Source organism: Streptomyces sp. NPDC058371, assembly GCF_042723265.1.
Classification (GTDB): Bacteria; Actinomycetota; Actinomycetes; order Streptomycetales; family Streptomycetaceae; genus Streptomyces.
The window spans coordinates 1-22,116 of sequence record NZ_JBHXJC010000012.1 but is presented as its reverse complement, the minus strand read 5'-3'; the positions used below and the strand labels follow the sequence as shown (position 1 = coordinate 22,116).

General features: G+C 70.9%; 20 protein-coding genes and 1 pseudogene. 10 read left to right on the top strand and 11 right to left on the bottom strand.

Annotated features, from left to right (window positions below):
- Window positions 1-87 precede the first annotated feature (87 nt).
- The gene (locus ACFWM2_RS28895; RefSeq protein WP_383286040.1) at window positions 88-981 is read left to right on the top strand and encodes a D-alanyl-D-alanine carboxypeptidase family protein; all 894 of its coding nucleotides are present in this window, start codon (window positions 88-90) and stop codon (window positions 979-981) included.
- 236 nt (window positions 982-1,217) lie between these two features.
- On the opposite strand, the gene ACFWM2_RS28890 is transcribed toward ACFWM2_RS28895, so the two are convergent.
- Together ACFWM2_RS28890 and ACFWM2_RS28885 are read right to left on the bottom strand one after the other, a co-directional pair.
- Window positions 1,218-1,421, bottom strand: coding sequence for a DUF397 domain-containing protein (locus tag ACFWM2_RS28890; protein ID WP_383286038.1), 204 nt, complete (start codon window positions 1,419-1,421; stop codon window positions 1,218-1,220).
- A 3-nt stretch (window positions 1,422-1,424) separates the two neighbouring features.
- Window positions 1,425-2,249 (bottom strand): DUF5753 domain-containing protein, encoded by an 825-nt coding sequence (locus ACFWM2_RS28885; RefSeq protein ID WP_383286036.1) that lies wholly within the window; start codon window positions 2,247-2,249, stop codon window positions 1,425-1,427.
- Window positions 2,250-2,568: 319 nt separating this feature from the next.
- Here ACFWM2_RS28885 and ACFWM2_RS28880 point away from each other — a divergent pair, with 319 nt between their 5' ends.
- On the top strand, window positions 2,569-3,018 hold the full coding sequence (locus ACFWM2_RS28880; protein WP_383286034.1) for an ATP-binding protein: 450 nt from the start codon (window positions 2,569-2,571) through the stop codon (window positions 3,016-3,018).
- Between the two features lie 78 nt (window positions 3,019-3,096).
- Here the strand turns inward: ACFWM2_RS28880 and ACFWM2_RS28875 are convergent, their stop codons facing one another.
- From ACFWM2_RS28875 to pdhA, 3 genes are read right to left on the bottom strand one after another with little or no spacing between them, the layout of a single operon-like run.
- Window positions 3,097-4,509, bottom strand: a complete 1,413-nt coding sequence (locus tag ACFWM2_RS28875; RefSeq protein WP_383286032.1) for a dihydrolipoamide acetyltransferase family protein — start codon at window positions 4,507-4,509, stop codon at window positions 3,097-3,099.
- Window positions 4,510-4,520: 11 nt separating this feature from the next.
- Window positions 4,521-5,501, bottom strand: coding sequence for an alpha-ketoacid dehydrogenase subunit beta (locus ACFWM2_RS28870; protein ID WP_383286030.1), 981 nt, complete (start codon window positions 5,499-5,501; stop codon window positions 4,521-4,523).
- Window positions 5,502-5,503: 2 nt separating this feature from the next.
- A complete protein-coding gene (pdhA, locus tag ACFWM2_RS28865) occupies window positions 5,504-6,691 on the bottom strand; it encodes a pyruvate dehydrogenase (acetyl-transferring) E1 component subunit alpha (RefSeq protein ID WP_383286028.1) in 1,188 nt (395 codons plus the stop codon).
- 367 nt (window positions 6,692-7,058) lie between these two features.
- Here pdhA and ACFWM2_RS28860 point away from each other — a divergent pair, with 367 nt between their 5' ends.
- The 3 genes from ACFWM2_RS28860 to ACFWM2_RS28850 all read left to right on the top strand — a co-directional run bounded on the left by ACFWM2_RS28860 (window position 7,059) and on the right by ACFWM2_RS28850 (window position 9,350).
- Entirely contained in the window at window positions 7,059-7,736 is a 678-nt protein-coding gene (locus ACFWM2_RS28860) for a response regulator (protein ID WP_383286026.1), read from the top strand.
- A gap of 94 nt (window positions 7,737-7,830) precedes the next feature.
- The gene (locus ACFWM2_RS28855; RefSeq protein ID WP_383286024.1) at window positions 7,831-8,253 is read left to right on the top strand and encodes a pyridoxamine 5'-phosphate oxidase family protein; all 423 of its coding nucleotides are present in this window, start codon (window positions 7,831-7,833) and stop codon (window positions 8,251-8,253) included.
- A 92-nt stretch (window positions 8,254-8,345) separates the two neighbouring features.
- Window positions 8,346-9,350: a phosphotransferase gene (locus ACFWM2_RS28850; RefSeq protein WP_383286022.1), complete on the top strand. Its 1,005-nt coding sequence runs from the start codon at window positions 8,346-8,348 to the stop codon at window positions 9,348-9,350.
- 91 nt (window positions 9,351-9,441) lie between these two features.
- On the opposite strand, the gene ACFWM2_RS28845 is transcribed toward ACFWM2_RS28850, so the two are convergent.
- Window positions 9,442-10,992, bottom strand: coding sequence for a protein kinase (locus ACFWM2_RS28845; protein ID WP_383286020.1), 1,551 nt, complete (start codon window positions 10,990-10,992; stop codon window positions 9,442-9,444).
- A gap of 350 nt (window positions 10,993-11,342) precedes the next feature.
- On the opposite strand from ACFWM2_RS28845, the gene ACFWM2_RS28840 reads away from it, so the two are divergent.
- Window positions 11,343-12,980 (top strand): protein kinase, encoded by a 1,638-nt coding sequence (locus ACFWM2_RS28840; protein ID WP_383286018.1) that lies wholly within the window; start codon window positions 11,343-11,345, stop codon window positions 12,978-12,980.
- Window positions 12,981-13,189: 209 nt separating this feature from the next.
- On the opposite strand, the gene ACFWM2_RS28835 is transcribed toward ACFWM2_RS28840, so the two are convergent.
- A complete protein-coding gene (locus ACFWM2_RS28835; RefSeq protein WP_383286016.1) occupies window positions 13,190-13,732 on the bottom strand; it encodes a bacterial proteasome activator family protein in 543 nt (180 codons plus the stop codon).
- A gap of 242 nt (window positions 13,733-13,974) precedes the next feature.
- Here ACFWM2_RS28835 and ACFWM2_RS28830 point away from each other — a divergent pair, with 242 nt between their 5' ends.
- Window positions 13,975-14,622, top strand: a complete 648-nt coding sequence (locus tag ACFWM2_RS28830; RefSeq protein ID WP_383286014.1) for a hypothetical protein — start codon at window positions 13,975-13,977, stop codon at window positions 14,620-14,622.
- A 103-nt stretch (window positions 14,623-14,725) separates the two neighbouring features.
- Here the strand turns inward: ACFWM2_RS28830 and ACFWM2_RS28825 are convergent, their stop codons facing one another.
- A complete protein-coding gene (locus ACFWM2_RS28825; RefSeq protein WP_383286013.1) occupies window positions 14,726-15,706 on the bottom strand; it encodes an NAD(P)H-quinone oxidoreductase in 981 nt (326 codons plus the stop codon).
- Window positions 15,707-15,812: 106 nt separating this feature from the next.
- Between ACFWM2_RS28825 and ACFWM2_RS28820 the strand changes: the two genes are divergently transcribed.
- Both ACFWM2_RS28820 and ACFWM2_RS28815 read left to right on the top strand, forming a co-directional pair.
- Window positions 15,813-16,817, top strand: a complete 1,005-nt coding sequence (locus ACFWM2_RS28820) for an ATP-binding cassette domain-containing protein (RefSeq protein WP_383286011.1) — start codon at window positions 15,813-15,815, stop codon at window positions 16,815-16,817.
- A complete protein-coding gene (locus tag ACFWM2_RS28815; protein WP_383286009.1) occupies window positions 16,814-17,662 on the top strand; it encodes an ABC transporter permease in 849 nt (282 codons plus the stop codon). The genes ACFWM2_RS28820 and ACFWM2_RS28815 overlap by 4 nt, the downstream gene beginning before the upstream one ends.
- A 32-nt stretch (window positions 17,663-17,694) precedes the next feature.
- Here ACFWM2_RS28815 and ACFWM2_RS28810 read toward each other — a convergent pair.
- A pseudogene (locus ACFWM2_RS28810) lies at window positions 17,695-18,396 on the bottom strand (potassium channel family protein); the annotation flags it as partial.
- Window positions 18,397-18,455: 59 nt separating this feature from the next.
- Between ACFWM2_RS28810 and ACFWM2_RS28805 the strand changes: the two are divergent.
- Window positions 18,456-19,739, top strand: a complete 1,284-nt coding sequence (locus tag ACFWM2_RS28805) for a potassium channel family protein (RefSeq protein ID WP_383286007.1) — start codon at window positions 18,456-18,458, stop codon at window positions 19,737-19,739.
- A 92-nt stretch (window positions 19,740-19,831) separates the two neighbouring features.
- On the opposite strand, the gene ACFWM2_RS28800 is transcribed toward ACFWM2_RS28805, so the two are convergent.
- Together ACFWM2_RS28800 and ACFWM2_RS28795 are read right to left on the bottom strand one after the other, a co-directional pair.
- The gene (locus tag ACFWM2_RS28800; protein ID WP_383286005.1) at window positions 19,832-21,202 is read right to left on the bottom strand and encodes a molybdopterin molybdotransferase MoeA; all 1,371 of its coding nucleotides are present in this window, start codon (window positions 21,200-21,202) and stop codon (window positions 19,832-19,834) included.
- The coding region (locus tag ACFWM2_RS28795; protein ID WP_383286003.1) for a DUF6457 domain-containing protein at window positions 21,199-22,116 on the bottom strand (918 nt) is incomplete at its 5' end. The genes ACFWM2_RS28800 and ACFWM2_RS28795, both read right to left, overlap by 4 nt.

Here is a 22,116-nt window from a genome sequence, read left to right as displayed (position 1 = left end):
TTTTCGTGCTACTTACGTGTCACACGAGAAGCGGCGCTCCCATGTGACCGCATCCCAGGGGCATTTAACGTATTCGGGGTACTCAACTTGATAACCGGCATAACGGGACTGCGCGTCCGCAGAGCTGCTGCCGTGGCGATGACCACCGGCGCCATGATCGCGACCGGGGCGCTCGGCGCCGCTCCCGCTCAGGCCGTCACGAAGCCCACGATCGTCGCCAAGGGCGGCTTCGTGATGAACAACGGCACGGGCGCGAGCCTCTTCACCAAGGCCGCGGACACCAAGCGCTCCACCGGCTCGACCACCAAGATCATGACCGCCAAGGTCGTGCTCTCGCAGTCGAACCTCAACCTGGACTCCAAGGTCACCATCCAGAAGGCGTACAGCGACTACATCGTCGCCAACAACGCCTCGTCGGCGCGCCTGATCGTCGGCGACAAGGTCACCGTGCGCCAGCTCCTCTACGGGCTGATGCTGCCGTCCGGCTGCGACGCCGCGTACGCGCTCGCCGACAAGTTCGGCAGCGGCTCGACGCGTGCCGCCCGGGTGAAGTCGTTCATTGGCAAGATGAACTCGACCGCGCAGAGCCTCGGCCTGACGAAGACGCACTTCGACTCGTTCGACGGCATCGGCAACGGCTCCAACTACTCGACGCCGCGCGACCTGACGAAGCTCGCCAGCAGCGCGATGAAGAGCTCCACCTTCCGCACGGTCGTGAAGGCCAAGTCGACCAAGCAGAAGGTCACCACCAAGAGCGGTGGCTACCGCTACATGAACTGGGACAACACCAACACCCTGCTGGGCAGCTACAGCGGCGCGATCGGCGTGAAGACCGGCTCCGGCCCCGAGGCCAAGTACTGCCTCGTCTTCGCCGCCACCCGCAACGGCAAGACGGTCATCGGCACGGTCCTCGCCTCCTCCTCCGTCGCCAACCGCACGTCGGACGCGAAGAAGTTGATGAACTACGGCTTCGCCAGGTAACCCCGGCCACAGAAAAGGGGGCCCGCCGCTCGACAGCGGCGGGCCCCCTTTGTCTTGCCCAGCTGAGCCTCTTGGCGAAGCGGCGGGACATGAGCGGGCTGTCGGTTCGCGAGTGCCCAAAGAAGTGAGAAAGGTGTCGCCGGCCCAGAAGCGCCTGTCTGGCCATCGGCACCCCGTCGCGGGCAACGGCGGCGGCCGTATTCCGTGGTGATCCACGTCGACGAGAACTGATCCGGCTACGGGTGGTGGGGCGCGAGGCCGGCTCCCTGGCTCGCGTGCAGCGCGAACGCCGCCCAGGCCGGGAGGGCGACCCGGATGACGGGTCCGTCCACGTCCTTGGAGTCCCGGACGGCGACGGTGCCGGGTATGTTGCGGGCGACTTCGACGCACTCCCCATCGCCGCTGCTGAAGCTGGACTTCACGAATTCGAAGTGCGGCACGACTCACAGCTCCTTGCGGATACGTTCGATCAGGTCGACGGAATCGCGAAGAGCGAGCCCGTTCCTGGCGATCCGCTCGAACTTGGCGTTGTGACGTACGGCGTCCGCCTCGCTCTCCAACCACAGGGTAGAGGATGTCGTGTCCATGTAAACCACATCCATCGCGCCGGGTTCAGCGAACGACACGACACTGAAGGCGCTGGTCATGCCGGGGTGGGAGCCGGCCAGGAAGGGCACGACCTGGAGCTTCACATTGGGCAGCCGGACCGACTCGACGAGGTGCGCGAGCTGTACGCGCATCGCCTCCCGCCCACCCACCAGTTGACGAAGCGCACCTTCACCCACGACCGCCCACAGCTGGAGCGAATTGCTGTCCGTCAGACGTTCCTGCCGCGCAACCTTCGCCTCGACGAAGCGTTCGATCTCGTCCGGGTCGCCCCAGTCGGCGTTGCCGACCGCCAGGGCCCGCGCGTAGTCCGGTGTCTGCAAGAGTCCAGGGACGAATGCCCCTTGCCAGGTACGGACACTCGTCGCGATGTCCTCCAGTGCCACGTACTCCACAAGGGATCGCAGCTCGGGATACTGATTCCACCAGCCTCTGGCCTTGCGGCGCTCACGGTCCGTCTTCGCGAGGCTGAGCAGCCGCTCCACGACCCTCGGGGCGTTCACGCCGTACAGATCGCACAGGATCCGGATGTCCGGGTCGCGGAAGGGCACCCAACCCCGCTCCATCTTGGCGACCTTGGCCGCCGTCGCGGAGAGAGCCGCCGCGGCCTGCGGCTGCGTGAGGCCGGCTTCGTCACGGAGCCTCAGCAGTTCGCCGCCCAACTTCCGGGCGAGAACGGTCGATACGCGGCTACCGCGTGTGAACTGGCCTGAGGTCACGTCCGAACGCCTCCTGTGTCGCCGTCAGTGTGCAGCTCACCGCAGAGGGTCGCAACCATTTATGGAGACATATTTCCCCGAGACCGCTTGCCCGCAGCGTGAGCGCACCGCTACCGTAAGTACTCAATCGCCCACCCAGCGACACCAGTTGGCGGAAGTGCACCGTGCTGCCCATCCCGGGGCCGTGCGGCTGAGCCACCTCCCCCCACCCACCTGGCGGACGCCCCGGGCTCCCGGCCCCGCACTAGGAAGGTGCGCGCCCATGACCGGCTCATGTGACCCCGATCGATACGGCACCCCGCGCCACGTCCCCGACCGCTACGACGCCGTCGACTACACCCCGTATCCGCAGAACATTCCCCGCGCGCGCAGACGTGTCGCTCGGCTTGCCGTCGAGTGGGGGCATCCCGGCGCAGCCGGTGACGCGGCGCTGCTGGCGAGTGAGTTGTGCACGAACGCGCTGCTGCACGGGTGTCTGCGGGACCGGCTGTTCCGGGTGGAGACGTCACTTACCGGAAGGGTGCTGCGGGTCGCGGTGACCGACCCGAAGGGGGAGCGGCTCCCGGAAGCCCGCGCGGCGGCGGACGGCGAGCAGTTCGGGCGCGGGCTGTTCATCGTGGGCGCGCTCGCCCACCGCTGGGCCGTGGAGAGGCTCACCGTCGGCAAGACGGTCTGGGCGGAACTGGATATTCCGGGACGACAGCGCGCGTAGGGCCGGGGCGGCGGTGGCAGCCGGAGAAGCGTGCACGGGGCCGCCGCACAACGCGGCGGCCCCGTGACCGGCTGGGGCTTACGCCCAGGTGATCAGTCGCTTCGGCTGTTCCAGGATCGCCGCCACGTCGGCGAGGACCTTGGAGCCCAGCTCGCCGTCGACCAGGCGGTGGTCGAAGGACAGCGCGAGCGTGGTGACCTGGCGGGGCTTGACCTTGCCCTTGTGCACCCAGGGCTGGAGCTTGATCGCACCGACCGCGAGGATCGCGGACTCGCCGGGGTTGAGGATCGGCGTGCCCGTGTCGACGCCGAAGACGCCGACGTTCGTGATCGTGACCGTGCCGCCCTGCATCGCGGCCGGCGAGGTCTTGCCCTCGCGGGCCGTGGACACCAACTCGCCGAGGGACCCGGCCAGTTCGGGAAGGGTCTTGGCGTGGGCGTCCTTGATGTTCGGGACGATCAGGCCGCGCGGGGTGGCCGCGGCGATGCCCAGGTTCACATAGTGCTTGCGCACGATCTCCTGGTTGGCCTCGTCCCAGGACGCGTTCACGTCCGGGTTGCGCTTGATGGCGACCAGCAGGGCCTTGGCGATGAGCAGCAGCGGGTTCACCCGCAGCCCCTGCATCTCCTTGTCCTGCTTGAGCTCCTCCACGAGCTTCATCGTGCGCGTCACGTCGATCGTCACGAACTCCGTGACGTGCGGCGCGGTGAAGGCGGACCCGACCATCGCCTGGGCCGTGGCCTTGCGGACACCCTTGACCGGGATCCGGGTCTCGCGCGCGCCGTCGTACGTGGCCACGGGGGCCGGGGCGGCGGCCGGAGCCGGGGCCTCGGTCACCGCGGGCGCGGACGGGGCGGCCACGGGCGCCGCGGCGGGAGCCACGGCCGCGTGCACGTCCTCGCGGGTGATGACCCCGTCGGGGCCCGACGGGGTGACCGTCGCCAGATCCACCCCGAGGTCCTTGGCGAGCTTGCGGACGGGCGGCTTCGCCAGCGGGCGCTGCCTGCCGTGGCCGTTCAGCTCGGACTGGAGCGCGGTCGCCGCGTAGTACGTACTCTCCTGGGCCTCCGGGCGGGGCTCGGCGCCCTTGCGGGGGCGGCGCTTGGTGGAGGACTCGGCCACGCCGTAGCCGACGAGGACCGGAGTGCGGCCCACGGGCTTGGGCTCCGCTGCGGCAGGGGCCTCGGCGACCGGTGCCTGCGGGGTGTCCGCGGCCGGGGCGCCGGCCCCGCCGGAGACGTCCACCGCGATGATCACCTGGCCCACGTCCACCGTCGTCCCCTCGGGGAAGCGGAGTTCGCGGACCACGCCGTTGAAGGGGATGGGCAGTTCCACCGCGGCCTTGGCCGTCTCGACCTCGCAGACGACCTGGCCGTCCGTGACCTGGTCGCCGGGCTGGACGTACCACTTGAGGATCTCGGCCTCGGTGAGTCCCTCGCCCACGTCGGGCATCTTGAACTCGCTCAGTGACGTATCAGTCATCGTCGTCACGACCCTCTCCCTCAGTACGCCAGCGAGCGGTCGACGGTGTCGAGCACCCGGTCAAGACCCGGTAGGTACTCCTCCTCGAGGCGCGCCGGCGGGTACGGGGCGTGATAGCCGCCGACCCGCAGGACGGGAGCCTCCAGGTGGTAGAAGCACCGCTCGGTGATGCGGGCGGCGATCTCCGCGCCCGTGCCCAGGAACACCGGGGCCTCGTGCACCACGACCAGGCGGCGGGTCTTCTCGACGGAGGCCTGGATGGTGTCGAAGTCGATCGGCGACATGGAGCGCAGGTCGACGACCTCCAGGGACTTGCCCTCCTCCTGGGCCGCGGCGGCGACCTCCTGGCAGACCTTCACCATCGGGCCGTACGCCGCCAGGGTCAGGTCGCTGCCCTCGCGCACCACCTGGGCCTTGTGCAGCGGACCGGGGATCGCCTGCTTGTTGACCTCGGCCTTGTCCCAGTAGCGCCGCTTCGGCTCGAAGAAGATCACCGGGTCGTCGCTCTGGATGGCCTGCTGCATCATCCAGTAGGCGTCGCCCGCGTTCGACGGGGAGACCACCTTGAGGCCCGCCACGTGCGCGAACAGCGCCTCGGGCGACTCGGAGTGGTGCTCGACGGCGCCGATGCCGCCGCCGTACGGAATGCGGATGACGACGGGGAGCTTGATCTTGCCGAGCGCCCGCGCGTGCATCTTCGCGAGCTGCGTGACGATCTGGTCGTACGCCGGGAAGACGAAGCCGTCGAACTGGATCTCCACGACCGGGCGGTAGCCGCGCAGGGCGAGGCCGATCGCGGTGCCGACGATGCCCGACTCGGCGAGCGGGGTGTCGATGACCCGGTCCTCGCCGAAGTCCTTCTGCAGCCCGTCGGTGACCCGAAAGACGCCGCCCAGCTTGCCGACGTCCTCGCCCATGATGAGGACCTTGGGGTCGGTGTCGAGGGCCGTACGCAGCGATTCGTTGATCGCTTTGGCCAGCGCCATCTTCTCTGCTGCCATGGCTACTTGCCCTCCCCTTCATCGGCGAACGACGCCTGGTAGGCGGCGAACTGGGCCCGCTCCTCGTCGACGAGCGCGTGCCCGTCCGCGTACGCGTTCTCGAAGATGGCGAAGTGGTCCGGGTCCGGCATGGCACGCACCACTTCGCGCACTCGCCTTCCCAACGCCTCGCTCTCCGCTTCGAGTTCCGCGAAGAATCCCTCATCCGCGTGATTCGACGCTTCGAGGTAGGCCCGCAGACGCAGGATCGGGTCCTTCGCCTCCCACGCCTCGCGCTCCTCGTCGGCCCGGTACTTGCTCGGGTCGTCGGAGGTGGTGTGCGCGCCCATGCGGTACGTGTACGCCTCGACGAGCGTGGGTCCCTCACCGCTGCGCGCCCGCTCCAGGGCCCACTTGGTGACGGCCAGGCAGGCGAGGACGTCATTGCCGTCGACGCGCACGCCCGGGAAGCCGAAGCCCTGCGCACGCTGGTAGAGCGGGACGCGGGTCTGCTTCTCGGTCGGCTCGGAGATCGCCCACTGGTTGTTCTGGCAGAAGAACACCACGGGCGCGTTGTAGACCGCGGAGAAGGTGAACGATTCGGCGACGTCGCCCTGGCTGGAGGCGCCGTCCCCGAAGTACGCGATCACGGCCGAGTCGGCGCCGTCCTTGGCGACGCCCATGGCGTAGCCGGTGGCGTGCAGGGTCTGCGCGCCGATGACGATCGTGTACAGGTGGAAGTTGTTGGTCTTCGGGTCCCAGCCGCCGTTGTTCACGCCGCGGAACATGCCGAGCAGGTTGGTCGGGTCGACCCCGCGGCACCAGGCGACGCCGTGCTCGCGGTAGGTCGGGAAGACGTAGTCGTCGTCCCGGGTGGCCCGCCCCGAGCCGATCTGGGCGGCTTCCTGGCCGAGCATCGAGGCCCACAGACCCAGCTCGCCCTGGCGCTGCAGGGAGGTGGCCTCGGCGTCGAAGCAACGGCTCAGCACCATGTCCCGGTACAGACCGCGCAGCTCGTCGGGCGTGATGTCGGCGACGTACGGGTCGTACGTGGCGTCCTTGACCCGCTCGCCCTCCGGCGTCAGCAACTGGATCAGTTCGGGCTCGGCGCCCGGGGGCTTCTTGGCGGCCGCGCCGGTGCGCTTGCTCGCGGCGCTCTTGGTACCGGCGCTGCGTCGCGGTTTGCGCGCGGCAGTGCTCTCCACGGTCACGTGTGCTCCTCCGTCGGTCCGGCCCCCGGGGTTACCGGGTGACCAGTGCGGCTCGCCTGATCCCGATCCCATGCACGGGGTGGGTGCCCTCGGCCGGGAACAGACGTGACAGGTGCCCCGGCGAGCGCCCTGCAAGTAGCACGTTACCCAGTGCTTCACATTTCTGTGAAACCCCTCCTGACCTGCGATTCTGCTTGGATTTCCAAGTACTTTTTACTAGGAGAACCAAGCATTTCGCCGAAGTCGGGAACAGGTGCTGGTCACAGCCTTGCAGGGGGCCGGAACACCGGCACGTTATCCCGGTCACCCCGGGCACGGGAAGAGCCCACCTCGGGCGGGCTCGTCCGCCCTGTGTGAAACTGACGCCGTGCGCGAAAACGGGAAAATCACCGTATTTCTCCTCGATGACCACGAGGTGGTGCGCCGGGGAGTCCATGAGCTGCTCTCGGTGGAGGACGACATCGAGGTGGTCGGCGAGGCCGGGACGGCGGCCGACGCACTGGTACGGATTCCGGCCACCAGACCGGACGTCGCCGTGCTGGACGTGCGCCTTCCGGACGGCAGCGGAGTCGAGGTCTGCCGCGAGATCCGCTCACGGGACGAGAACATCAAATGCCTGATGCTGACGTCCTACGCCGACGACGAGGCGCTCTTCGACGCGATCATGGCGGGCGCCTCCGGCTATGTCCTCAAGGCCATCCGCGGCAATGAGCTGCTGACCGCCGTACGGGACGTCGCGGCCGGAAAGTCGCTGCTCGACCCGGTGGCCACCGCCCGGGTCCTGGAGCGGCTGCGCGACGGCGGCAACGCCAAGCCCGACGACCGGCTCGCGCACCTCACCGACCAGGAGCGCCGGATTCTCGACCTGATCGGCGAGGGCCTCACCAATCGCGTGATCGGTGAGCGACTGCATCTCGCGGAAAAGACGATCAAGAATTACGTGTCGAGTCTGCTGTCCAAACTGGGCATGGAACGCCGTTCCCAGGCAGCCGCCTATGTGGCCCGTATGCAGGCCGAAAAGCAGGCCGAGAAGCAGCAGCGCTGATCCGAGAAAGCAGCACCCGTTCGGGACTTATGGCCCCCCAATGCGGGGCGGGCGCCTCTTTTTCCGGACCGCCGGGATGCCACACGTTGGTGGCATGCCCACCGACGAACAGCTCGCCGTGGACCTGCTCGGCCGTACCGACTACGGCCGCGCCGCAACCAGCATGCGCGCGCTGCCCTTCCTCGCGTTCGCCCGCCACATCGTGGTGGACGGACGCGTACTGCTGCGTATGCACCGGGGCTGCGGCTACCACCGGGCCTGCGCCGGCAGCGTCGTGGCGTACGGCTCCGACAACCTGGGCTCGGCCCGTCCCGGCGAGAACCTGTGGTCCGTGCAGATCGTCGGCCAGTGCGAGGTCATCGAGCCGACCGCGGCCCAGCTGGAGCTCTTCGGCCCCGCCCCGCACCTCGTGGACGGCGAGCCCTTCGAACCGGTCCACCTGGCGATCGACCCCCAGTTCGCCACCGTGCACTCGACCGACGGTGGCCTGGAACGGCACTTCCAGCACTTCCTGTGACCGAAGACGACTGTCTGTGACAAGCGCGAGGTCAGGGCCCCGGCTCGTGCCCTAGCATCTGGCGCGTGCCGCGCCCATCTGTACCACCCCCTGTGTCTCATGCGCCCCCCTTGGGTGCCCTCCTGCGCCGTTACGCCGCCGGTTCCGCGCTGTCGTGCGAACCCGTCGTCCAGGGGTTGCTCAACCGCGGCTACCGGCTCCGCACCACCCGGGGCCGCTACTTCCTCAAGCACCATTTCGACCCCGAGACCGCCGACCCCGCCGCCATCGCCCGTCAGCACCAGGCCACCCAGCGCCTCGCGGACCTCGGCGTCCCGGTCGCCCCGCCGCTGGCCGGCACCGACGGCCGCACGGTCGCCGTCATCGGCGGCCACGCCTACGCGCTGCACCCCTGGATCGACGGCCGGCACCGGCACGGCGGCCAGCTCACCGCCGAGCAGTGCCGACGCCTCGGGGCGCTCCTGGGCGTCGTCCACGCGAGCCTGGAGCGGGTGATGCCGACGGACGGACGGGCCCCGGCGAAACCGGCGGACGGCGCCGATCCCGCCGACACCTTCGCGCTCATCGACGACCTGCTCGCCCACGTGCGCCGGCACCGGCCCTCGGACGCCTTCGACGAGCTGGCCCGGCACCGGCTCCTGGAGCGACGCGCCCTGCTGGAGCGGCACGCGGACCGGCGGCCCCCGCAGGGCGGCTCGGTGGGCTGGGTGCACGGCGACTTCCACCCGTTCAACCTGCTCTACCGCGACGGCGAACCGGCCGCCATCGTCGACTGGGACCGCCTCGGCGTCCAGCCCCGTGCCGAGGAGGCCGTCCGAGCCGCGGTGATCTTCTTCGTACGGCCCGTCGGCGCGCTCGACCTGGCGAAGGTGCGGGCCTACGCACGCGCGTACCGGCGCACCGCGGACGCCACGCCCTCCGAGCTCACGGCGGCGGTGCACCGCGTCTGGTGGGAGCGGCTCAACGACTTCTGGATACTGCGCTGGCACTACGAGCGCGGGGACACCCGCGCCGACCCGCAGTTCCCGGCGGCGTCGGCGCTGGCGGTGTGGTGGACCCGGGAGTACGACGCGGTGTGCGAGGCGTTCGCGGGGTGAGGGCGCCGCCCGGACCCGGGCGTCTCAAACGGCACGCGCGCGTGGCGCCCGTTTCGGGCTCCACGCGCGCGTGAACACTGAACAGAAGCCCTCAGGAATCCGGACCGCCGCCGCCACCGGCGGAATCGCCACCCGCCGGAGCGGACGATGCCGGCGACTCTGGGGTCGACGGCGTGGGCTTCTCCGAAGGCGTCGTCTTGGTCGGCGTCGTCGTCGGCTTTTCCGTCGGCTCGTCGCTCGGCGTCGTCGTCGGCTCGTCGCTCGGAGTCGTCGTCGACGTGGAGCCGGTGCCGGAGCCCGTGCCGGTGTTGTCGTTCGTCGAGTTGTCCGTGGCGTCGTTCGTGGAGTCGTCGCTGGGGCTCGCGCTGGGGCCGTCGTCCTTGGTGGACGACGAGGTGGTGGGCGACTGGGTCGTGCCGCTGCCGCCGTCGCCGTTGCCGGTGGTGTTCAGGGCGAGCGCCACTCCCGCCGCGATCGCGATCACCGCGAAGACGGCGAGGATCCACAGCTTGCCGCGGCCGCCACCCCGGTTGCCGTGGCCCTCGAAACCGCCGTCGTCCCCGCGGCCGGGCGGCGGCAGGATCGGCGAGGGGATCTGGGTGGTGCCGGAGTCGCCGGGGTACGGCAGCGCGCTCCCCGCGAAGCCGGCCGCCGGGGTGTGGGAACCGTCGTGCACGTCCACGGGCCCGGTGTTCCAGGTGCCGGTGTGGGCGCCCTGGTCGTACAGCATCTGCAGCCCGTACTGGACCAGGCCGCGCATCTCCTCGGCGGTCTGGAACCGGTCGTCCGGCTCCTTGGCCAGCGCGCGCATCACAAGCCCGTCGAGCTCCGGCGGCACGGTGTCCGAGACCTGGGAGGGCGGCATCGGGATGTCCTGAACGTGCTGGTAGACCACCGACAGCGGCGTCTCGCCGGTGAACGGGGGCCGCAGCGCGAGGAGTTCGTACAGCAGGCAGCCGGTCGCGTACAGGTCGGAGCGGTGGTCGACGGCCTTGCCGAGGGCCTGCTCCGGGGAGAGGTACTGCGGCGTGCCCATGACCATGCCGGTCTGGGTCATCGTCGACTGCGCACCGTGCAGGGCACGCGCGATGCCGAAGTCCATGACCTTCACCGCGCCCGTGTCCGTGATGATCACGTTCGCGGGCTTGATGTCGCGGTGCACGATGCCGTGCTGATGCGAGTACGCGAGGGCTTCCAGTACGCCCGAGACGATGATCAGCGCCTGCTCGGGCCCGGGGGCCTCGGCGTTGAGCAGCAGATCGCGGATCGTGTGGCCCTCGACGATCTCCATCACGATGTACGGGACGACCCCGTGGCCGACGACGTCCTCACCGGAGTCGTACACGGCGACGACCGCGTGGTGGTTGAGCCCGGCCACCGACTGGGCCTCGCGCGTGAAGCGGGCCTTGGAGACCGGGTCCTCGGCCAGATCGGAGCGGAGCAGCTTGACCGCGACGGTGCGCCCGAGGCGCACGTCCTCGGCCGCGAACACCTCGGCCATCCCGCCCCGGCCAAGTCTGCGGGTCAACCGGTACCGGCCGTCACCGACCAGCCCTCCGTTACCCCACAGCTCCGGCGCATCTGACATACCGCCGCCAGTCGCCTCGGGGTCGGACGGGCCCTGAGCGCGCTGCTGTGCCATCAGTCCTCGCCGTCGTTTCTACCCGCGGTCTGCGCGGTGGTTGTTACGGTCTCCGTCGGGCCACGCTACAGGCTCCGCGCAAGGCGCCGTTCCGGGTCGGATTCCGGAGGCACCGGCCGGCCAACCCGTAGCGGGTACCCACGTGCACATTGTGTGTACCGGCCGTACGGCACCTGTAACGCTTCCGCGACGCTTCCTTCGCGTACGGTCACGGATCGGGCACCGAGCTTGACGTGTCAGTGCCCTCGGGCAGACTTGGCCGGGAATAGCACATTGGATCACTGACAACGGATCGCCGAAGCGGGAGCACGCCAGCAGCTACCGCCCGCGCCAATGGGGGACGCAGAAACATGAGCCAGGACGGCGCACAGGGCCGGTACGCGGGGCGTGCGGTCGCCGGCGGGCGCTATCAGCTGCGGGACTTGCTCGGCGAGGGCGGCATGGCCTCGGTGCACCTCGCTTACGACTCGGTGCTCGACCGTCAGGTCGCGATCAAGACACTGCACACCGAACTCGGCCGCGAGCAGGCCTTCCGCGAGCGCTTCCGCCGCGAGGCCCAGTCGGTGGCGAAGCTCACGCACACGAACATCGTCTCGGTCTTCGACACCGGCGAGGACGATCTGGACGGCCTGACGACGCCGTACATCGTCATGGAGTACATCGAGGGCCATCCGCTCGGCTCGGTCCTCGACGCGGACATCCAGCAGTACGGCGCCATGCCCGCCGACAAGGCGCTGAAGATCACCGCCGATGTACTGGCCGCCCTGGAGATCAGCCACGAGATGGGCCTGGTCCACCGGGACATCAAGCCGGGCAACGTGATGATGACGAAGCGCAACGTCGTCAAGGTCATGGACTTCGGCATCGCCCGCGCCATGCAGTCGGGTGTCACCTCGATGACCCAGACCGGCATGGTCGTCGGCACCCCGCAGTACCTCTCCCCGGAGCAGGCGCTCGGCCGGGGCGTGGACGCGCGCAGCGACCTCTACTCGGTCGGCATCATGCTGTTCCAACTGGTCACCGGGCGGCTGCCGTTCGAGGCGGACTCGCCGCTGGCCATCGCGTACGCGCACGTCCAGGAGGAGCCGGTCACGCCCTCCTCGATCAACCGCTCGCTGCCGCCGGCCGTGGACGCGCTGATCGCCCGCGCACTGAAGAAGAACCCGAACGAGCGCTTCCCGAGCGCGGAGGCGATGCGCGACGAGTGCCACCGGGTGGCCCAGTCGCTCCATCCCGCCGCCCCGAGCATCGTGCCGGGCGCCCAGACGTCCAGCGGCGCCGGCGTCGGTTCCGCCGTCTTCCCGCCGGTCGACCAGTCGGCACCCGCGCCGACGGGCCCCGTGCACACGCCGTACCAGCCGGGTCCGTACGGACCGCCGACCCCCGCGCCGACGCCGGCACCGTCGTACGGCTATCCGCAGCAGGGCGGTTACCAGCCCCCGCAGACCGCGGCGTACTCCCCGCAGCACGGCGTCTCGACCCCGCCGCCGTACAACCTCACGCCCCACACCACGAGTTCGGCGTCGGGCGGTTCGGGCGGCCGCTCGGGCAACAGGGGCGTGATCATCGCCTCGATCGTCGTCGCACTCGTCGCGATCGGCGGTCTGATCACGGCGCTCACGCTGAACGGCGGCGGTAACGACGACAAGAGCGGAGGCGACTCCAGCGCCTCGGCGTCCTCGTCCGAGGTCGCGGGACACAAGGGCCCGGACACGACGAAGACGATCGAGACGACCGAGTGCACGGAACCGCAGGAGTCCTACAACGACCCGGACCAGGTCGAGGTCCCCGATTTCACCTACAAGTACATCAAGTCGGTGAAGTCCTGCTTCCAGGCCGCCGGTTGGCAGATGAAGATCAAGGACGTGAACGAGAACACGTTCGGCGAGGGCATGGTCATGGACCAGTTCCCGGCGCCGGGCACGGACGTGGACCCGAAGAAGATGCCCGAGATCCAGCTCAACGTGTCGACGGGCGACCCGTCGTGATCTCCGCCGCTGAGCGATGATCCGCACGTGAAGGCGCCCGGCACGGGATGTGCCGGGCGCCTTTTCGTCGGGGTCGGCCCTTGGGGCCGGGTGTGCGTCGGCGGGCGTGCGTCAGCGGGCGTGCGTCAGCGGGCGTACGTCGGGTCGGGCCCCCGGGCCGCCCGGTTACAGGTACGGACCGCCCGGCCTACAGGTACGGACTGCCGGGCCTACAGGTACGGGCCGCCCGCTCGGCCGCCCGCTCGGGGGTCCTCTTCGCCCTCCCCGCCGCCGACGCCCGGGGGCAGTGCCCGGCGCATCTGCTCCAACTGGGCCCGGGCCGCCATCTGCTGGGCGAACAGGGTCGTCTGGATTCCGTGGAAGAGCCCCTCCAGCCAGCCGACCAACTGGGCCTGCGCGATGCGCAGTTCGGAGTCGCTGGGCGTTGCTTCGTCCGCGAACGGCAGGGAGAGCCGCTCCAGTTCCTCGACGAGCTCGGGCGCCAGACCGTCCTCCAGCTCCTTCACCGAACTGGCGTGGATCTCCTTGAGCCGCACCCTGCTCGCCTCGTCCAGAGGAGCCGCGCGCACTTCCTCCAGCAGCTGCTTGATCATGCTGCCGATGCGCATCACCTTGGCGGGCTGTTCCACCATCTCTGTCACCGGGACCTCGCGGGAGCCCTCGTTTCCGGCGCCGCCGAGAGCCATTCCGTCCTGGCCGACAACCAGGATCTGAGGGTTCTCCGGCGACCTTTCGTTCCTCGGCATCTCCATGCCGCCATTGTCTCGCACACCTGCACCCCATCACGGTGGTGCCCCCTGCGCACGATGATCCACCGTCTACGAAGGGGTCTTTGCCCTCCGGTTTCGGGCGGTCCGGTCGCCACGGGCCGGACCGCTCGGCGCCGCGACCCGGGACGCTCGGACGCCGAGCGCCCGAGATGCCGGGAAAAGTACGTCGTGTGAGGCTTGTGCCGTTGATCTTGGCGACTCCGTACCGGGAGGGGGTCACCGACGTGACTCCAGGGCTTCGCAGACAGCGAGCAGGCGGCCGCGGGCTGCGCGCTGCCCGACCGCGCATTACCGGACTGCGCGCTGCCGGACCGCGCACCAGCGGACTGCGCGCTGCCGGGCTGGGGCTGCTGCTGCTCCTGGTGGCGGCCGCCTACGTCACCCGGCTGCCGTACGCGGCCGCTGCCTCGTACGACGACATGGGGCGCTTCCCCTCCCGGCCCCCCTCCCCGTCCGCCTCCGCCTCCCCGACCCCGTCGGCCGAGGCGTCGCGGGCCGGGAACCTGGCGGGCGAGGGCCGTGCGCGGCCCGGGCGCCAGGAGCCGGTACCGCGGAACGAGGACTCGGGCCCGTCGTACACGGATCGTGACCCGGACGGCGGAGAGGACGCGGACGAACCGGACAGCGGCGACAGCAGCGAGGTCGGGGACAGCGCGGAGAGGCCGGACAGCCCGAAGGCCACCGACGCCTCCGAGCCGCCGGCCGAGGCCGCGCAGCCCCCGGCGCCCCCGGCCGACGCCGCCGACCGGTCCACCGTCCGCAGCAGCGGGCAGGAGCCCGTCCTGCAGATACTGCCGCTGGGCAGCGGGCTGATCCTCATCGGCTGCGGGCTGGGGCTCGCCTTCCTCGCCCTGCGCGTGCGGCGCGGCTGACGACCCCGGCAACACCGGCCTACGGACTGGGGACCACGGACGGCGGACGGCGGACGGCGGACTACGGACTACGGACTACGGACGGCGGACGGCGGACGGCGGACTACGGAACGACGAGCAGCACCTTTCCGATGTGCCCGCTCTCCTCCAGCACCCGGTGGCCCGTGGCCGCGTCACTCATCGGCAGCTCACGGTCCACGATCGGCCGTACGTGCCCGGAGGAGATCAGCGGCCACACGTGTTCCCGTACGGCGGCGACGATGGACGCCTTCTCGCCGAGCGGGCGGGCGCGCAGCGAGGTCGCGCTGATCGCGGCCCGCTTGTTGAGGAGGGTGGCGATGTTCAGCTCGCCCTTGATGCCGCCCTGCATGCCGATGATCGCGAGCCGTCCGTTGGCGGCCAGCGTCTTCACGTTCCGGTCCAGGTACTTGGCGCCCATGTTGTCGAGGATGACGTCGGCGCCCGCTCCGTCGGTGGCCTTCTTCAGCTCCTCGACGAAGTCCTGCTCGCGGTAGTTGATGAGGACGTCCGCCCCGAGGTCGGCGCAGAACTGCAGCTTGTCCTTGGTCCCGGCGGTGACGGCGACCTTCGCGCCGACGGCCTTCGCCAGCTGGATCGCCATGGTGCCGATGCCGCTGGAGCCACCGTGCACGAGCAGCGTCTCGCCGGGGCGGAGGTGGGAGATCATGAAGACGTTCGACCAGACCGTGCAGGTCACCTCGGGCAGCGCGGCCGCCTGTCGCAGGTCGATGCCCTCGGGCACCGGCAGCAGCTGCCCGGCCGGGACGGCGACCTTCTCGGCGTAACCGCCGCCGGAGAGCAGGGCGCACACCTCGTCGCCCACGGCCCACCCCGAGACCCCGGGACCGACGGCGGCGATCCGTCCGGAGCATTCGAGGCCGGGGTACGGGGACGCTCCGGGCGGCGGGTTGTAGAGACCCTGCCGTTGCAGCAGATCGGCGCGGTTGACGGCGCTGGCCACCACCTCGACCAGCACTTCGCCCTCCTCCGGCGCGGGATCCGGGACCTCGTCCCACACCAGCGCCTCGGGCCCACCAGGTTCGGTAATCGTGATCGCGTACATGAGGGGGACGCTACTCCTCGCCCACTTTCTCCTGGGCGAGCGATGAGTTACGGGGGCGGCGGCGGTCTCCCCTTGCACAGCCGAGGTACGCGGAAGGACCCACGACATGAGCGGACAGACGACCGGCCTTGCCATCGAGACCGCGGGTCTGGTGAAGACGTTCGGTGCGACCCGGGCCGTCGACGGCGTCGACCTCCGCGTGCCCGCCGGCACGGTCTACGGCGTCCTCGGACCCAACGGCGCCGGGAAGACGACCACCGTCAAGATGCTGGCCACCCTGCTGCGTCCGGACGGCGGCGAGGCGCACGTCTTCGGCCACGACGTCGTACGCGACGCCGACCGGGTCCGCGGCCTGGTCAGCGTCACCGGGCAGTACGCGTCCGTGGACGAGGACCTGACCGGCGCCGAGAACCTGGTGCTGCTCGGCCGGCTCCTCGGGCACGGCAAGCGGGCCGCGCGGCTGCGCGCGGAGCAGCTCCTGGTGGCCTTCGGGCTGAGCGAGGCGGCCGGCAAGCAGGTCAAGAACTACTCGGGGGGCATGCGGCGCCGCATCGACATCGCCGCGTCCATCCTCAACACGCCGGATCTGCTCTTCCTCGACGAGCCGACCACCGGCCTCGACCCGCGCAGCCGCAACCAGGTGTGGGACATCGTGCGCGCGGTGGTCGCCCAGGGCACGACCGTGCTGCTCACCACGCAGTACCTCGACGAGGCGGACCAACTGGCGTCCCGGATCGCCGTCATCGACAAGGGCAAGGTGATCGCCGAGGGGACGAAGGGCGAGCTGAAGGCCTCCGTCGGCGCCGGCTCCGTCCATGTACGGCTGCGCGATGCGGCCCAGCGCCCGCAGGCCGAGCAGATCCTGCGGCTCGCCCTCGACGCGGAGGTGCAGCTGGAGCCCGACCCGGTGGCCCTGACCGCACGGGTCGGCACGGGAGCGGCCAACGGCCGGGGTGCGGCGCAGCAGGCCGCCCGCGCGCTCGCCGAGCTGGCCCGCACCGGCGTCACCGTCGACAACTTCTCGCTGGGGCAGCCCAGCCTGGACGAGGTCTTCCTCGCCCTGACCGGACACCACACCGAGGACCACAAGGACGGGGAGGCGGCGGCATGAGCACCGCGACGACCACCGAGAGCGGCGAACTCGCCCCGGTCAGCGCCGAGTCGCTGGCCGAACTGCTCATCAGCAGGGAGCGGCCGCCGCGGCCCAGCGCCCTGTCGACGTCACTGACCTTCGGCCGGCGGGCGATCCTCAAGATCAAGCACGTACCCGAGCAACTCTTCGACGTCACCGCGTTCCCGATCATGATGGTGCTGATGTACACGTACCTCTTCGGGGGTGCGCTGGCCGGATCGCCGAAGGAGTACATCCAGTTTCTGCTGCCGGGCATCCTGGTGATGTCGGTCGTGATGATCACCATGTACACCGGGGTCTCGGTCAACGCCGATATCGAGAAGGGCGTCTTCGACCGCTTCCGTACGCTGCCGATCTGGCGGCCGTCGGTGATGGTCGGCTATCTGCTCGGCGACGCCCTGCGCTACACGATGGCGTCCCTGGTGATGCTCGCCGTCGGCCTGATCCTGGGCTACCGGGCGGACGGCGGGGTCCTCGGCGTGCTCGCCGGCGTCCTGCTGCTGCTGGTCTTCTCGTTCGCCTTCTCGTGGATCTGGACCATGTTCGGGCTGCTGCTGCGCACCGAGAAGTCGGTGATGGGCGTCAGCATGATGGTGATCTTCCCGCTCACCTTCCTGTCGAACGTCTTCGTCGACCCGAAGACCATGCCCGGCTGGCTCCAGGCCTTCGTCAACAACAGCCCGATCAGCCATCTGTCGTCGGCCGTGCGCGGCCTGATGTCGGGCGACTGGCCGGGCGCGGAGATCGCCTGGTCCGTGGGCTGGTCGGCGCTGTTCGTCCTGGTCTTCGGACCGGTGACGATGCGGCTGTACAACCGCAAGTAGCCGCCCGGCGCCCATTCCTGCGGACGCTGCCCCTACGGCCTTTGCGGCAGCCGCAGGCCGGGTGCGGCATTCGGATCCGGCGGGATGCGCACGATGGTGATGAGCCGGTCCGTCAACTGCAGTGTCCCGATGGCCCGGTCGTCGTATCCGAGCACCCGATGACCTCGTACGACGCTCACCACCAGGTCGTCGGTCTCGCGCACGCCCCTGCCGACCTCGGCCTTTATGACCGGCCGTTCGACGATGTCCAGCCCGCTGCCCTGCTGGATGAGGTCCTCCATGACCAGGCCTGCGCTGGGGCTGAGCACGGAGAGCCCGAGCAGCCGGCCGGCCGCACCGGCGCTGGTGATGACGGCGTCGGCGCCGGACTGGCGCAACAGCGGCGCGTTCTCCTCCTCGCGCACCGCCGCGACGATCGTCGCGGCCGCGTTGAGCTGCCGGGCGGTCAGCGTGACGAGCACGGCCGTGTCGTCGCGTTGCGTGGCGATGATGATCTGCCGCGCCTTCTGCACCTCGGCCCGCAGCAGCACATCACTGCGCGTGGCGTCCCCGACGACGCCCGCGTATCCCTCGGCGGCCGCGGCGTCGATCACCTCGGAGCCGGCGTCGACCACGACGACCTGCCCTTTCTTCAACCCCGTGGCGCAGACGGTCTGTACGGCCGACCGTCCTTTCGTCCCGAAGCCGACAACGACGGTGTGGTCTCGCAAGGCGGGCCTCCAGCGGTCCAGTCGGACCTGACCCGGGCCGACGGCACCGACGTTACCCACACCGTGCGGGAAGATCCGAGAGCATGGCCCCGGTGCCGACCGACCGGACCCCGAGCCGCTGGGAGCAACAGGCAATGAAGGACGGGCAACAACGACCGCCCAGGACAGCCGCACGCAGGGCGGACGGCCGCGCGAGGGACGCGCGCGCACCGGGCGGCAGCGCACCCGGTGGGCGCGGGAAAGCCGCACCCGAAGGGGGCGGTTCCGGGAGGGACCTGCCCGGGGCGGGCAGGTTCTCGATCCTCCGCTCCCTCTGGTACCGGTCGCGCACCGAGGCCCTGGACGACGCGGAGGCGGGCCGCTCGATCGTGCTGCCCGTGGAGGGCACGGTGCCGCCCCTTCAACAGGTGCTGCGCCGGCTGGCCATGGGGCTGCTGGTCCTCGCGCTCACCACGTTCCTGGTGTGGGTGGACCGGACGGGCTACCACGACAACTCCGACGGCGCGGTCGACCTCCTGGACGCCGCCTACTACGCGACCGTCACCCTCTCCACCACCGGCTACGGCGACATCACCCCGGTCAGCGACACGGCCCGGCTCGTCAACATCCTGGTCGTCACCCCGCTGCGCGTGCTGTTCCTGATCATCCTGGTCGGCACGACCCTGGAAGTCCTCACCGAGCGCACCCGGCAGCAGGTACGCATCCACCGCTGGCGTTCCCGGATGCGGGACCACGTGGTCGTCGTCGGGTACGGGACCAAGGGGCGGCACGCCATCGAGACGCTGCTGGGGCAGGGCATCACCAAGGACGGGATCGTCGTCGTCGATCCGCAGCGCAAGGCGGTGGACGCGGCGAGCAGCGACGGGCTGGTGTCGGTGCTCGGCGACGCCACCCGCTCCGACACCCTCCTCAAGGCCGAACTGCAGCGTGCCGCCCAGGTGATCGTCGCCCCGCAGCGCGACGACACCGCGACCCTCGTCACGCTGACCGCGCGCCAGCTCAACCGGCGCGCCACGATCGTCGCCGCGGTCCGGGAGGACGAGAACGTGCCGCTGCTGAAGCAGAGCGGCGCCGACATGGTGGTCACCAGCTCCAGTTCGGCCGGCCGGCTGCTGGGCGTCTCGATGGCCAGCCCGCACGCGGCCGACGTGCTGGAGGGGCTGATGACGTACGGCAGCGGCCTCGACCTCGCCGAACGGCCGGTCACGAAAGGGGAGATCGGCGCCGCACCGCGCGACTGCACCGACCTGGTCGTGGCCGTCGTACGGGGCAAGCGGCTGGTGGACTACGCCGACCCCGAGTTGGCGCCGCTCCAGGCCGGCGACCGTCTGATCACCATCAGGAAGGCCACCAACGGCAACCGCTAGGCCGCCTACGGGGCGTCCTGTGCCCGCCCCCGGGCGAGCGGTACGCCGCGCCCGACGCGAACCGGGCGCTGAGTGCGCCCGGTTCGCCGCGGTCACTCCAGGCAGGCCTCGACGCCGGACATCGCCCAGGGCAGATCGAGGAGTTCCAGTTCCTGGCCCGCGCGGGCGCCGCCGGGTGCCACGACCGCCAGCGCGTCGGCCGCGGCGATGCCCCGCAGCATCGCCGGGCCGTTGTAGCGCAGTGGCACGGCCCGGTCGCCGCGCAGCACGACGGGGATGAGCCGGGTGTCGTACGGATGCCCGTGCACGGCTTCCTTCAGGGGCATCGTGTACGGCTCCGGTGCCACGCGTCCGGCGAGGGTGCGCACCAGGGGCTCGGCGAGCGTGAGCAGACCGGAGACGGCGGCGAGGGGGTTGCCGGGCAGGCCGACGAGGTGCTGGTTCTCCTTGGTGCGGGCCAGCAGCATGGGGTGCCCGGGGCGCACCTTGACGCCGTCCACGAGGAGTTCGGCGCCGAGCCGGTCCAGGATGGGGTGGACGTGGTCGACGGGGCCCGCGGCGGTGCCGCCGGTGGTGACGACCAGGTCGGCGTCGGAGCCGTCGATCGCCTTGAACAGGGCCTTGGCGTCGTCGCCCAGCCGGCGCACGCCGAGGACCTCCGCTCCGAGCGCCCGCAGCCACGGCGGCAGCATCGGGCCGAGCGCGTCCCGGATCAGCCCGTCCTGGGGCAGGCCGTCGGTGAGCAACTCGTCGCCCAGCACCAGGACTTCGACGCGCGGCCGGGGGAGCACGGCGAGGGTGTCGTACCCGGCGGCCGCGGCCAGGCCCAGCACGGCCGGAGTGACCTGGGCGCCGGCCGGCAGCAGATGGTCACCGCCGCGGCACTCCTGGCCCCGCGGGCGGATGTCCTGCCCGTGCGCGACCTCGCGGGTCGCGTGCAGCCGTCCCTTGTCGTCGATGCGTCCGTGCTCGCTGCGCAGTACGGCCGTGACGTCCTGCGGGATGCGCGCCCCGGTGGCGATCCGTACCGCCTCGCCGTCGGTGAGCGTCTCCGGCTTGGTGTGCCCGGCCAGCACCCCTTCCGCGCGCACGTCCCAGGGGCCCGGACCCGCCACCGCCCACCCGTCCATGGCGGAGGTGTCGAAGGAGGGCAGGTCCGTGAGGGCGGCGAGCGGGGCGGCGAGGACCAGGCCGAGGGCCGCGTCGAGGGGTACGGAGACGGGGGCGCGGCGCGGGGCGCGGCGGGCGGCCCGCTCGGCGATGACGCGCGCCTCGGTCCACGGGGTCGCCTTGTGGTGGGCGTGCGGGGCCTGCCGTCCCTGCTGCTCGCCCTCGGGGGCGGGCGCGGGCACGGAGCGGCTCTGCGGGGCGGGCGCGGGTTCCGCCTTGACCAGGGCGAGGGCTTCCTCGACGTCGAGGTCCTCGTCCTGCCGGCTGTCCCGGGTACCGCGGGCGGCGGTCATCCGGCGTCCGGGCGGGAGTCGGGGGCGGGGTCGGGGGCGGGGGGTTCGGCTTCTGAGGCGGGGCCGGGCTTGGCGTCCGGGGTGTCCTCGTCCGCCCAGCGGAGCGCGAGCGCCGCGGCCTTGCGGGAGGCCTCCGCCACCGCTTCGGGCCCGCCCTGCGCCTGCGCCGCCGCGTACCCCACGAGGAACGTGGTCAGCGGCGCCGCGGGCCGGGCCACTCCGTGCGCGGCATCGCGGGCGAGGTCGAGCAGGATGCTGATGTCGACGTCCAGGTCGATGCCCAGTTCGTCCTTGACTGCGGAAATCCATTCATCCAACACGTGCCCATGCTCCCTGATACGTGATCGAGCGGCGGCGACGTCGTCCCAGGTGTCGCAGTCGAATGACGCGACGGGATCGGCGAGGCGGGTGAGATCGAGTGCGGCGGTGAGTCGCCGCAGGGGCAGTCCGGTCAGACCGCCGTGCTCGGCGGCGAGCGAGTCCAGCTCCCGCCGCAACGACTTCGCACGATACGCGGCGACGAGCGGCTGGTCCCGGCCATCGGGGTCGGTGAGCAGCACGCCGTCGGGGTGGACGTACGCGGGGTCCTGCCGTCCGGGGGGTGTGGGGTTCGTTCCGCCGGGGTCGGGGGCGGGGCCAGCGGTGTCGGGGCCGGCGCTGTTGGGGCCGCGGGGGCCGGCGGCACGGGGGCCATCAACACGGGGGGCGGCATCGTCGGGGTTGGTGCCGCCGGGGCCGGCGCTGTCGGGGTTGGGGCCGGGGTCCGCCACCGCCCGCTGTCCGGCGTCCGTGGCACCTGGCGCAGGGCCCGTCGTGCCGGGCGCAGGGCCCGTCGTGCCGGGCGCAGGGCCCGTCGTGCCGGGCGCAGGGCCCGTCGTGCCGGGCGCAGGGCCCGTCGTGCCGGGCGCAGGGCC